The 11,833-nt window shown below is 47.6% G+C and carries 10 protein-coding genes; 6 read left to right on the top strand and 4 right to left on the bottom strand.

Features of this window, described 5'->3' with window-relative positions; all coding sequences use genetic code 11:
* The first annotated feature begins 7 nt into the window (after positions 1 to 7).
* Entirely contained in the window at positions 8 to 1,222 is a 1,215-nt protein-coding gene (locus tag H9J30_RS02530; RefSeq protein ID WP_240129544.1) for a phosphopentomutase, read from the top strand.
* 91 nt (positions 1,223 to 1,313) lie between these two features.
* Positions 1,314 to 2,024, top strand: a complete 711-nt coding sequence (gene deoD, locus H9J30_RS02525) for a purine-nucleoside phosphorylase (protein ID WP_240129543.1) — start codon at positions 1,314 to 1,316, stop codon at positions 2,022 to 2,024.
* A 141-nt stretch (positions 2,025 to 2,165) separates the two neighbouring features.
* On the opposite strand, the gene H9J30_RS02520 is transcribed toward deoD, so the two are convergent.
* On the bottom strand, positions 2,166 to 3,326 hold the full coding sequence (locus H9J30_RS02520; RefSeq protein ID WP_345795749.1) for a YtjB family periplasmic protein: 1,161 nt from the start codon (positions 3,324 to 3,326) through the stop codon (positions 2,166 to 2,168).
* A 79-nt stretch (positions 3,327 to 3,405) separates the two neighbouring features.
* Here H9J30_RS02520 and serB point away from each other — a divergent pair, with 79 nt between their 5' ends.
* Together serB and H9J30_RS02510 are read left to right on the top strand one after the other, a co-directional pair.
* Positions 3,406 to 4,398 carry a phosphoserine phosphatase SerB gene (gene serB, locus H9J30_RS02515; RefSeq protein ID WP_240129541.1) on the top strand — a complete coding sequence of 331 codons (993 nt, stop codon included), beginning with the start codon at positions 3,406 to 3,408 and terminating at the stop codon, positions 4,396 to 4,398.
* An 82-nt stretch (positions 4,399 to 4,480) separates the two neighbouring features.
* Positions 4,481 to 5,482 carry an alpha/beta fold hydrolase gene (locus H9J30_RS02510; RefSeq protein WP_240129540.1) on the top strand — a complete coding sequence of 334 codons (1,002 nt, stop codon included), beginning with the start codon at positions 4,481 to 4,483 and terminating at the stop codon, positions 5,480 to 5,482.
* Between the two features lie 12 nt (positions 5,483 to 5,494).
* On the opposite strand, the gene H9J30_RS02505 is transcribed toward H9J30_RS02510, so the two are convergent.
* Positions 5,495 to 7,873 (bottom strand): PilZ domain-containing protein, encoded by a 2,379-nt coding sequence (locus H9J30_RS02505; RefSeq protein WP_240129539.1) that lies wholly within the window; start codon positions 7,871 to 7,873, stop codon positions 5,495 to 5,497.
* A gap of 147 nt (positions 7,874 to 8,020) precedes the next feature.
* Here H9J30_RS02505 and radA point away from each other — a divergent pair, with 147 nt between their 5' ends.
* Positions 8,021 to 9,385, top strand: a complete 1,365-nt coding sequence (radA, locus tag H9J30_RS02500) for a DNA repair protein RadA (protein ID WP_240129538.1) — start codon at positions 8,021 to 8,023, stop codon at positions 9,383 to 9,385.
* Positions 9,386 to 9,462: 77 nt separating this feature from the next.
* Here radA and H9J30_RS02495 read toward each other — a convergent pair whose 3' ends face one another.
* On the bottom strand, positions 9,463 to 9,834 hold the full coding sequence (locus H9J30_RS02495) for a PilZ domain-containing protein (RefSeq protein WP_240130051.1): 372 nt from the start codon (positions 9,832 to 9,834) through the stop codon (positions 9,463 to 9,465).
* A gap of 200 nt (positions 9,835 to 10,034) precedes the next feature.
* Here H9J30_RS02495 and torR point away from each other — a divergent pair, with 200 nt between their 5' ends.
* On the top strand, positions 10,035 to 10,745 hold the full coding sequence (gene torR / locus H9J30_RS02490) for a two-component system response regulator TorR (RefSeq protein WP_240129537.1): 711 nt from the start codon (positions 10,035 to 10,037) through the stop codon (positions 10,743 to 10,745).
* On the opposite strand, the gene torT is transcribed toward torR, so the two are convergent.
* Positions 10,742 to 11,821 (bottom strand): TMAO reductase system periplasmic protein TorT, encoded by a 1,080-nt coding sequence (gene torT, locus H9J30_RS02485; RefSeq protein ID WP_240129536.1) that lies wholly within the window; start codon positions 11,819 to 11,821, stop codon positions 10,742 to 10,744. The genes torR and torT overlap by 4 nt on opposite strands.
* Between the last annotated feature and the right edge of the window lie 12 nt (positions 11,822 to 11,833).

Raw genomic sequence — 11,833 nt, 5'->3', positions numbered from 1 at the left:
AAGAATTATGAAACGTACAGTTATAATGATGTTGGATTCCTTTGGCGTGGGCGCTGCTGGCGATGCCGCCAAGTTTGGCGATATCGGTTCTGACACTTTTGGTCATATCGCCAAAGCCTGTGCTGAAGGTAAAGCCGATATCGGTCGTGAAGGTCCGTTAAAACTGCCTAACTTAGCGCGTTTAGGTTTAGCCCATGCGGCGATGGAAAGTACTGGCGCGTTTGCTCCTGGCTTTGCCGACAATGTTGACTTGATTGGTGCCTATGGACATGCTCAGGAATTGAGCTCGGGCAAAGATACCCCGAGCGGCCACTGGGAAATGGCGGGCGTACCCGTGTTATTCGAATGGGGCTATTTTAGTGAGCACCAAAATTCATTCCCGAAAGAACTGACGGATAAGATTTTAGTCCGCGCGGGTCTTGATGGCTTTTTAGGTAACTGCCATGCTTCTGGTACTACTATTCTGGAAGAATTAGGCGAAGAGCATATGCGCTCTGGCAAGCCAATTTTTTACACCTCGGCAGATTCTGTATTCCAGATTGCCTGCCATGAAGGCACATTTGGCTTAGAAAATTTATATCGTCTTTGCGAAATCGCTCGTGAAGAGTTAGAACCTTATAACATTGGCCGTGTGATTGCGCGTCCATTCGATGGCACTGGCCCAAGCGACTTTGCTCGTACTGGTAACCGTAAGGATTACTCCCTCGAGCCGCCAGCGAAGACAGTGTTAGATAAGTTAAAAGCCGCCGGTGGTGAAGTGGTGAGTGTGGGCAAGATTGCCGACATTTACGCTTACTGTGGCATTACCAAAAAGGTGAAGGCAAACGGTTTAGAAGCGTTATTTGATGCAACGTTAGCCGAAGTGAAATCAGCGGGTGAAAATACTATCGTATTCACTAACTTTGTTGATTTTGACTCCCACTATGGCCACCGCCGTGATGTAGCAGGTTATGCGAAAGGGCTGGAGTATTTCGACTCGCGTTTACCTGAAATGCTGGCGCTGCTGGATGAGGACGATCTGTTAATCCTCACCGCTGACCATGGTTGCGACCCAACATGGCAAGGTACGGACCATACTCGTGAATATGTGCCTGTATTGGCCTATGGCGCAGGACTGAAAGCCGGCTCACTCGGTCGCCGTAACAGTTTCGCCGATATCGGCCAATCTATCGCTAGCTACTTCAAGCTTGAGCCGATGGAATACGGTGAGTCGTTTATCTAAGTAAACGTGCAAGATCTCGATTTGGTGGCCAACATTGGGCCGCCAGTAAACAAAGACTTAAGTCTTAATAAAATAAACAGGGGTTATTTCGATGGCAACACCACACATTAATGCTGTAGAGGGCGCATTCGCTGAGACAGTTCTGTTTCCAGGCGATCCATTACGTGCAAAATATATCGCTGAAACATTCTTAGAAAATGTTGAGCAAGTGACTGACGTTCGAAACATGCTAGGTTTTACTGGTAATTACAAAGGTAAACGTATTTCTGTTATGGGTTCAGGCATGGGTATTCCTTCATGCTCAATCTATGCAACCGAATTAATTAAAGACTACGGCGTTAAGAACCTGATCCGCGTGGGTACTTGTGGCGCGATCAGCACTGACGTTAAAGTGCGCGATGTGATCATCGGCATGGGTGCTTGTACCGATTCTCAAGTCAACCGCTTACGTTTCAAAGGCCAAGATTTCGCGGCTATCGCGAACTACGAGCTGATGAATGCCGTGATCGAATCTGCCAAAGTTAAAGGTACTAAGATCCGTGTTGGTAACGTTTTCTCTGCCGATCTGTTCTACACTCCTGATCCACAAATGTTTGACGTGATGGAAAAAATGGGCGTGTTAGGCGTAGAGATGGAAGCCGCTGGTTTATACGGTGTTGCCCATGAATTCGGTGCCCGTGCATTGTGTGTGGTAACGGTATCTGACCATATCCGTACTGGCGAAAAAACCACTTCTGAAGAGCGTCAAACCACGTTCAACGATATGATCGTGATGACATTAGACGCTGCAATTACGCTGTAATGTGTTGCTAATGCAGTCATAAGAAAAGGGTTCGCATTGCGAACCCTTTTTATTGCCTGTCTTTTTTAGATTAGTCAGCTTAACTGTAGCTGTAATGCGGAGCAGACCAAAGACGCTTCAATTTGGCCTAGTACGCTTACATTAACCCGTTGAGTCTGTGTCTAAATCGCTCGGTTGAACAGGGGCTTTTTCTGCGGTGGATTTTGCCGTATTGGTCTTCACTCGGCGTACCGCTTTTACCTTAGGTTTACTCGAGGTGAGCACCAAGGTTTGTCGCTCAGTTGTTGAAGTGACTTCGCCAGCATGTGCTTTGGACTGAGTTTCAGGTTGAGGCGATGTCTGAGATGACTCATCCTGGGGATCCACCTCAGACGCTTGTTCTGGCGTGGGCTCTGATAGTTGCTCTGGCTCATGGGGCGTTTTTGTCTCAGTTATTGCTTTAGCTTTCTTCAATTTAGGTTGAATGCTGGCTTGATTGTTATCTTCATTCGGTGATTTACTGACTGCAGCTTTCTCCAAAGGCTGATTGTCTTGGTTTTCTTTATTTTGTTCTGCCTCTTTGTTTTCTGTCGGCTTTTGAGCGGCTTCTTCGTCACTCGCGATAACTTTATCCTGCTGTGTATCTTGATTCTCTGCAAGGTTAGGTTCATCTGCCGCTTCGGTTGTTTTTATGGCTTTATGCTTCTTGGGGTTTTTACGCAATTTGGCTCGGGTGCGGCGACGGTCGAAATCGGCACGCTTAAAAGATAAGGCGCGAGATAGCAACATACCAATTAGACCCGCAACCAGCAGCATTATTTGTTGCTGCTCCATATTCAGGTTATGAGCCTCTTTGATTTCATTAAAGAATAATTTGGTATCGAGTCTAACCTCGACATAGCCTAAATTTTTGCCATCCTGAATAACGGGTTCCACATAGGGGGGATATTTACTCAGTAGTAAGCTCATTTCTTCGGATTCGGGATCTAACGCCTCGTTAGTCAGGCTTTGAGCGAAAGCTAAGCGTATACCTTGGTCGCTGAATATTGCTGCGGACATCACCTTAGGATCTTCAACTAGAGCGCTGGCGAGCCATTGGAGCTGTTCATCATTTTGCAATTGCAGGGCGGGTGCTGCACTGTAGGCCGTTTGTTGTACGAGTAATCTGGCCATCTTTTGCGTTTGGGACTTTAGAAGCAACTGACCTTGTAGTAGGCTTGTCTGCCACAATTGCACTAAGCCCACCATCAAGGTCAGAGCTATGGCGATTTGGAGCAGTCTACTGATTTTATGGCTTTTCTTTAGCCCTTTAAGATATAACACTTTGACCCTTAATAATGAGAGCGCTTGCCTAATCATAATTGATTCTGCGTGAGCCCGATAGCTGGAGAACACGAGTCCTATGGAAAGCTTGAACCAAAATCCGCTGTTTGTATGGTTAGCTGCTAGCCCTTCACCTCGTTTTGAATATCAGGGGCTTGGTTTCGAGGTTTATCAAGAGTCGTCTAGGCGGCCATCCCATAGTCAATTTGCTATGCGTTTGATTTACGAAGATTTAAGCCTTGAAGACTCATTAGCGGCTTGGATTATTTCTCTAGCTAAAAGCCTCAAATTAACCTCGCTCTCCATCGCACCAGTACGTCGTCAAGTCACGCTGCATTGTGTTGAGTTGGCACTTCCTGTAGAACCCTCTGCCGAGTTTTTAGCTACGTTTCCCTCGCAGGCAGAGTTACACCTTATTCGCGGCCCATTACCTCAACTGAGTAAACCTGGCTTGTTGGTGATGGATATGGATTCTACAGCGATTCAAATTGAATGTATTGACGAACTTGCAGCGATGGCAGGTGTGGGCGATCAAGTGGCGGCGATAACTGAGCGCGCCATGCAGGGCGAGCTGGATTTTGAGCAGAGTCTGCGCCAAAGGGTTGCCCAGCTTAAAGGTGCCGATGCCAAGATTATTCAAACCCTGTGTGAGAGCTTGCCATTAATGCCCGGGTTAGCAGCAATGCTGGCAGAGCTTAAGTCTCATCATTGGCGCTTAGTGGTCGCATCAGGTGGCTTTACGCCATTTGTTGGGCATTTAAAACAACTACTCAATTTAGATGCAGCCTTTGCCAATGAGTTAGTGATTACAGACGGCAAGCTGGCGGGAGCCGTCACCGGAAAAGTCGTCGATGCCCAGTTTAAGGCCGATGTGGTCAACCGTTGTAGCCAAGAATGGCAAATCCCAGTGGGGCAACGTGTTGCGATAGGCGATGGCGCCAACGATATCCCTATGGTGCAGGCGGCGGACTTTGGGATTGCCTTCCATGCAAAACCCAAACTTGCAGCCGCGGCTGATGCGCGGATCCGCAGTTTAGATCTGCGCGTATTGCCTTATCTGCTGCAGTTTTAACTTATCCTCTGTATCAGAGTCGTTAACATTAGAGTAATGACTCTTGTTTTTTGACGCTTAGCTGGTAGTTTAGTGTTTATGAATGGACTACCAGCGACTGCCTTTGACTTCCCCTGCATCCCAACACTCGGCGCCGACGCCCGCACAAACTTCCCTCTATATTCCGTACCGAGATGGACAGCTGCATCTGCGCCAGTTGTTGCCTGCTAATGCGGATTTTTCGAAGCCACCGATCCTGATGTTACATGGCGCTATGTCCAATGGCCGGGTATTTTACAGCCAGAGTGGCCGAGGCTTAGGATGCTTTCTCGCTCAGGCGGGCTTTGTAGTTTATGTGCTCGATACTGCCGGCCGAGGATTAAGCCTGCCAAAAATCAGTAGAGATTTTACCTTAGGACAAGGTGAGGTGATCCGCGAGCAACTGCCATTAGTTCTGCAGTATGTTTTGGCAATCCATAAACAAGCCTGTGAGGAACTGGGAAAGCCATCTCCATCTCAAGTGCATTGGTGTGCGCATTCATGGGGCGGCGTGTTGATGGCGAGCGCATTGGCGCGTTACCCAGAGCTTCAGCAAAGTGTGCGTTCACTACTGACCTTCGGCAGTAAACGTACTATCCGGGTTAAATCCTTCAAAAAATGGTTAATGGTCGATGTGTTTTGGAACCGACTGGCCCCCAGTTTAGCGGTAGGACAGGGTTATTTGGCTGCCGATAAACTGCGTGTAGGTATGGATAACGAGAGCCGGGCCTCATTGAATCAAAGCATCGATTGGGTGCGAGGTGAGTGGCGCGACCATGACGACGGTTTTGATTATGCTAAGGCGGCTAACACTGCGAAATGGCCAACGGCTTGGTTTATTGCTGGTCAAAATGACACTGTGCTGGGGCACCCCGAAGATGTCGCCGATATGATCAATGAGTGTGGTTTTAGCCAAGTGAAATACACTTTGCTCTCAAAGGCGAACGGCTTTAAACACGACTATGGTCATGCGGATATGCTGACCCATCTTGATGCGATGAGTGACCATTTTCCGCTGATCCGCGATTGGTATTTAGGTTTTGAACTAGCTGTATTGAAGGACTAGGGGGTAGCAACTCTAGGGGAGTTTTTGCAGCGCCGGGTATCTTAATTCCACCTCTTGGGTGATATCGAGTAATTCCCCCACGCCGATAATGCGCCATAGTTGTTCTTCAAGCTGTTTTGCCCTGTGATTTGCATGGATATTGATATATTCCAATTCGCGGCGCAGATACCCCATATCTGGTTTCTCGGTCGCTCCACGGTAAATTCGCAGTGCCATAAAGCGTCCCGCCAGTTTGCTTTGGTTGATAAAGGCGATTTTGGCCTGCGCATCCCCAAGTTCGGTGGTAGGAACACATTTTAAATGGAATTGACCGCGGGACTGTCGGGTCAATTGGATAAACACCTCAATAAAATCCATATCCTGCTGTGGCTTCATTTGGCGGATAGGATCGAGAATATCCCGTTTACAGAAGCCATCCTTAAGCAGCGGTGCAAGATTATATTGCAGCGTATCTGACGAACCCGCGGCAAAAATACTGCTGATTTCATCATGTTCAGTGCTGACACCTAAGCAGGCGACTTGGGCTGATTTTGTTGTTTTTTCAACAAAGTAGGGCACAGAATGGAGTTCACGTAATAGAATATTTTTAAGACCATCAGCAAGCTCGTTTGCTTCACTGTTATTTTCAGTGAGTTGCTCTAATTTTTCTTTATTGTGGGCGATCAGTTTATTTAAAAACTCAACGCCAACATGGGGGGTATGTCCCATGACCGCGGCTAAATGAAGAGTCACACCATTTTTACGGGTACGTACTAGGCGGTAGGGTAAATTATCGAGCTGAGTTTTGCCGGCAATGGTTTGCAGTTTGGGTAAACAGATCATCAAGGGTTTGTTGACGACAAACTCGGTGGGATTATCGAGTGTGAGCTGCATGCCTCGACCCGAGATATCCAAGGTAATCCCTGTTGCTTTAAGGTTACCCTGTGAGACATTGACTAAGGTCTTAAAGGCGAAGCGTGCTTCCTGCCGCCGTTCACTAAATTGCATTGCAATCGGTTTGATTTGATGGGCGGTGAGCCGTTGCTGACCGAAGGCTTTTAGCGCATTGGCATTGCTATCATCCTGCCACGCCTTGTAGGTTGCCCTTTCATCCTCATTTGTTAAATCAAGGAGTTGTAACAAATGGCTGAACTGCGATAACTGTTGTTCCACCAGCGGGCTGTATTGGGTTTCATCCCCCGGCAACGTGGCTCGCCGATAACCTTTGGCATGGTAAATTTTATCTGAGACCAGTTTAAAAATACGCCAACTTGGTTTGGTTGAAGCAAAACCTAAAAACAATGGCACCAGATCTTTAGCTTTTAATTCGGCTAAGGTGGCCGAATAAAAATACAAGCAGCCCTGAGCATTATAGGTAAACGTAAAAAATAGGCTGTAGTCAGGATTTTCCGGGTGGCGGAGTAGCGCAGAGAGCCGTGCGGGTGTCAGCATTGCGGGTAACTGGCTGATATCATTTTCATCTTGAAAATAATGGACTATCTGCTGATTGTCGCGGCTTAGCAGCATATGGCTAATCGATTGCGTTTGTTGATTAAAAAACAAAGGCAAATGCGGCAAATGTGGTAGATAGTGGCGTTCAAAGCCTAGACCTGATGCCGTCACCAAAACATCGTTCACATCGAGTTTGTAGCGGAGTTTGTAGCCTCTAATCAAATTACCTAGCATTTCACCTAGGGCGTCAGTGCCACTAATTCGCTTTAACCTTAGCCAAATAAACTCACCGTTGGCTTGACTGTCGACAATTTGATAATCCACCCCGAGTTGCAGATCGGGATAGTAATATTCCTCGCTCAGCTCGAGCAGTTTGACCTTGAGAGGCTTGTCGAGATCGAAGGGATGATTCGCCCCCAAGCGAATACGCGCACCACCAATGGATAAGTCCACGGTGATCCCCGGCATTTCGGTTCGTCCAGGTTGCGAAACCGCGATGCGGATACTGTAATTCATTCGCTCTTCGGCGCGATTAAAATAACTGCCGAGCACCACACCGGGAGCCATAAAAGGTTCGGGTTCAACACCGTCCGTTTGTTGTGTCACCTGACGTAGCTTTTGTCGCCTGAGTTGATGGGCAGCGATGACGTACTCATACACGCCCAGCGTATATTTATTACGATATAAGGACATCGCTTCTTGCAGGCTGTGTTTGGCTGGCTCATCCAGAAAATGACGTTGTTGGCCCAGCATGATTTCACTGCAGGGCAACTCAGACTTGTCCCTAAGATCGATAATCCGCGTGCAGGGCGAGGCTAAACGATTCAACTCCATTTTCAACAGAAAACGGGTCGAATTGTTTTCATCGGCAGTCAGCTGCTGAAAAATCTCTTGGAAGTTGGGTTCCATGAGTAGTGGCTTGAGCTGTTCTATGAGCGCATTATGGTTATCTAAACTCATGTAGGGATCTTTTCTAATGCTTATTTCACCTAAAGCTAAGTGATACTCAGGTCTTCAGATGGTTTGGTTATATGTTGTGCTGTGTTAGTCTTATGTCGGCAGTATTCATAGTTACTTAAATTGATTTTATACAGATTTTAATAAGTTATGGCAAAGAATAAAACCGCGTACGTGTGCAATGAGTGTGGACAAGATTTTCCACGTTGGCAAGGACAGTGCAGTGCTTGCCATGAGTGGAATACGATAACCGAAGTGCGCTTGGGTGCCGCCTCGCCCGGAAGGGGAACGAAGTTTGCGGGTTATGCCGGTGCTGGCAGCAGCGAAGTTAAAACCTTAGATCAAATTGATCTTAATGCTTTACCCCGTATTGTGAGCCATTTTGGTGAGCTCGACCGTGTACTCGGTGGGGGGATTGTCCCTGGCTCGGCGATTCTGATTGGCGGTCATCCAGGTGCGGGCAAGAGTACGTTGTTGCTTCAAACCCTATGCCATTTAGCGGAGCAAATGCCTGCATTGTATGTGACGGGGGAGGAATCCTTACAGCAGGTTGCCATGCGAGCCCATCGCCTTGGTTTGCCCACCAATAAACTGCGGATGTTATCCGAGACCAGTGTGGAGCAGATTTGCGAAATCGCCCTGCAAGAATCCCCGAAAGTGATTGTTGTCGACTCCATCCAAGTCATGCACATGAGCGATGTGGCGTCGAGTCCGGGCAGTGTGTCGCAGGTGCGAGAGTCGGCCTCCTATTTAACTCGCTTTGCCAAGCAAAACGGCATTGCCGTGATTATGGTAGGGCATGTAACCAAAGACGGTAGCCTCGCTGGGCCTAAAGTGCTCGAGCACTGTATCGATTGCTCAGTCATGTTTGAAGGGGATAGCGACAGCCGTTATCGCACCCTGCGCTCCCATAAAAATCGGTTTGGGGCGATCAATGAACTTGGGGTGTTTGCCATGACAGAGCGCGGCCTAAAGGAGGTTGCTAATCCTTCGGCCATCTTCCTCTCCCGTGGCGAGGAGGAATCCTCGGGATCTTTGGTCATGGTGGTATGGGAGGGTACGCGTCCGCTACTAGTTGAATTGCAAGTGCTGGTGGATAATTCGGCGATGTCGAACCCGCGCCGCGTGGCAGTGGGGATGGATGCAAACCGTTTAGCCATGTTGCTTGCAGTGATGCATCGCCACGGTGGTTTGCAAATGTCGGATCAGGACGTGTTTGTGAACGTGGTGGGCGGGGTTAAAGTGACTGAAACCAGTGCCGACTTAACCTTGCTGCTGGCCATGGTATCGAGTTTTCGTGGGGATATTTTACCGAGCGATTTAGTGGTGTTTGGTGAAGTAGGCTTATCTGGCGAAATTCGCCCCGTGCCAAATGGGCAAGAACGTTTAGTTGAAGCCGCCAAACATGGTTTTAAGCGGGCGATTGTCCCCCGTGCGAACGTGCCGAAAAAACCGCCTGCGGGAATGGAAGTGGTGGGCGTTTCCAAACTATCAGAAGCCCTCGAAGCCATCTAATCTAAAAACAAACAGCGCATTGAGCGCTGTTTGTTTTTCTGTTGGCGGGATGCAAGTCTGCCCCCAATCCGGAGTGTTTAATCGGCAGAATGATGTTTTTCGACAAACAGTGCTAATTCACGATTCAGTATCGAGGCATCGCCTAAGTTAAGCTCAACGATACGTTTGAGGTGGCTGATGCTGTCAACATCGATAATGTTACATTTAAGCCCAAGTTGATGATTACGTTGATGCACCAACTCAGTCTCCATTTGCAGCTCAATATCCGATCCCTGTATGGTAAAGCTTAGGGTGATAGGTTCCCCTGTGTGGCTAAATCCAACGGGTTCTTCCACTAAGGCGCCATTTAGGCTGAGATCCAATATTGTGGTTTGCCATTGGTTTTCGCCTTGGTGTATTGACGCACTGGCGGCAAAGAGGATCCGTGAAAAATGTCGTCTTTCATCAATCACTAATTCATTATCTTTCATAGTTTGTTAGCGTCCACCCTAATCAATATGCCTAAGCATATGCCATATTGATGTGACTGTAAAAGCTCCACCGATTTTTGTGCAATTAAGTAATGCAGATCGCATATTTTACCTTTTTCTCATATGCAAATATGAAAAAGTATGAATAATTCAGTTAAGCAAAATAAGAGAAACAGAACATGGCCTATAGTGTGCTGGTTGTTGATGACGAAGCGATTATTCGTGCCCGATTGAAGGGATATTTTGAAAAGGAAGGTTATCGCGTGGTTGAGGCTGCAGATGGCGAGCGAATGTGGTACGAGTTTAATCGTCAGCATATCGATTTGATCATGCTAGATATCAATTTACCGGGTGTTGATGGTTTGAGCTTAACTCGCGAGTTACGCAGCCGCTCCCATGTGGGGATTATCTTGGTCTCGGGCCGTGATGAATCCATTGACAAAATTGTTGGCCTCGAGATGGGCGCCGATGATTATGTGACTAAACCCTTTGAACTACGAGAGCTGTTGGTTAGGGTTAAAAATTTACTGTGGCGGATTTCTTTGGTAAAACAAGCCGAGCAAGCGTTGGTGCAGGAGTTATCACAGCCGGATGATTTGATAAGTTTTGAAGGTTATCAACTTGAATTAAACAGCCGAAAATTGCGCCAAGGGGAGGAGCTTATCAAGCTCACTAAGGCTGAATTTGAGTTATTAACCGCCTTTGTCTTACATCCACAACAGGTGCTTTCCCGCGAACGTTTAATGCAGCAAACCAGTCATCGTAATCAGGATGTCAATGACAGAACAATAGATGTCATCATCCGCCGTTTGCGTAATAAGCTCCATGCCGAACTTTTTGTTACTGTTCATGGTGAGGGGTATTTATTTGCCGCGAAGGTGGATGACTAGGGTAAAGATAGCGGCCGTACTTGATATAGAGGATAAAAATCCGCTTCGGCAAGGCTAAAACTAAGCTCAGACTGGGTGTTTGTCGACATTGTGCGTCCGACAATAGCGGGACCAATATCGCCAAATGGCGTGGCGCCTTCGAGCTGTTTCACGGCGACATCAATCGCCAGTTTCCCCTGTAACACCACAAGGTCATCATTGCTGTAGAGTACTTTTTGCCGCTTTAGTCCTCGCAGAATTGCAGGGGATAAGTAACTGCTGACGAGTTTGATATCCTGTGTCATGTGCTTTTGCTTTAGGGTGCTAACGGCCGCTTCAATTGCAACTGCACTGCCGAGAATATAGTTGGGCTGCTGCGCTTTTAGCAGTATCTGTAATTGATCGCGGTAGAGATTCCGGTTGTTATCTGCATGCTGAATGGCACTGATGCTGACATTGCTGCCTTCAAGGGCATGACGAATCCCTTGTTCGACCAAATCGGTACCGCCTACATTTTCTGGTCCAGCGAAGAGCGCCAAGGTTGTGGGTTGTGTCGGGGTGTGAACCTTGGCATCCGCTTTAATAAATTGGCCTGCCCGCAGCCCCATTTGATACCAGTTAACACCAATATGGGTTAGCACTAGGTCTGAATTGAGCTTATTTACGAGGGCGATTATGGGTTTGCTCAGTGGCAGAGGAAAATGCTCGAGTAGATTGGGACTCACGGCTCCGAGTAAAATAGCATCGTAGTCACCATTCATGCAGGCGCCTAATTGCGCGAGTTGTTTATCTTGATGGTAATAACTGCCCGCTTCGAACAGATCCAGAGATACGCCAAGGTGTTTAGCGTGTTGAATTAGGCCATAATCGATGCCAATCCAATAAGCGTCTTTTAGATGAGGGACCAGGACACACAGACGCCAAGCTTGTTGCGCTTTCGTCAGGGGAAGATAATCAAGTGCTTGTGACTGCTGGATTTTGGCATTAAAAGGACTACGTTGCTCTAATGGCCAGCTTTGGGGATTCGCTTTGGCAACCGGTGAGCATAAGAGGCTAATAGTGGTGAGTGTGAGCAAAGCTTGCCAAAATTTTTCCATTGTCCCATATCA

The organism is Shewanella cutis (assembly GCF_022410515.1).
In the GTDB taxonomy this organism is placed as follows: Bacteria; Pseudomonadota; Gammaproteobacteria; order Enterobacterales; family Shewanellaceae; genus Shewanella; species Shewanella cutis.
Note: the sequence above shows the minus strand (reverse complement) of the source record. Positions and strands in the feature narration are given on the sequence as shown.

Excerpts from the sequence above, each read along its gene's own strand:
- H9J30_RS02530 (WP_240129544.1), top strand. The coding sequence starts at position 8 with ATGAAACGTACAGTTATAATGATGTTGGATTCCTTTGGCGTGGGCGCT.
- deoD (WP_240129543.1), top strand. The coding sequence starts at position 1,314 with ATGGCAACACCACACATTAATGCTGTAGAGGGCGCATTCGCTGAGACA.
- serB (WP_240129541.1), top strand. The coding sequence starts at position 3,406 with ATGGAAAGCTTGAACCAAAATCCGCTGTTTGTATGGTTAGCTGCTAGC.
- H9J30_RS02510 (WP_240129540.1), top strand. The coding sequence starts at position 4,481 with ATGGACTACCAGCGACTGCCTTTGACTTCCCCTGCATCCCAACACTCG.
- H9J30_RS02505 (WP_240129539.1), bottom strand. The coding sequence starts at position 7,873 with ATGAGTTTAGATAACCATAATGCGCTCATAGAACAGCTCAAGCCACTA.
- radA (WP_240129538.1), top strand. The coding sequence starts at position 8,021 with ATGGCAAAGAATAAAACCGCGTACGTGTGCAATGAGTGTGGACAAGAT.
- torR (WP_240129537.1), top strand. The coding sequence starts at position 10,035 with ATGGCCTATAGTGTGCTGGTTGTTGATGACGAAGCGATTATTCGTGCC.
- torT (WP_240129536.1), bottom strand. The coding sequence starts at position 11,821 with ATGGAAAAATTTTGGCAAGCTTTGCTCACACTCACCACTATTAGCCTC.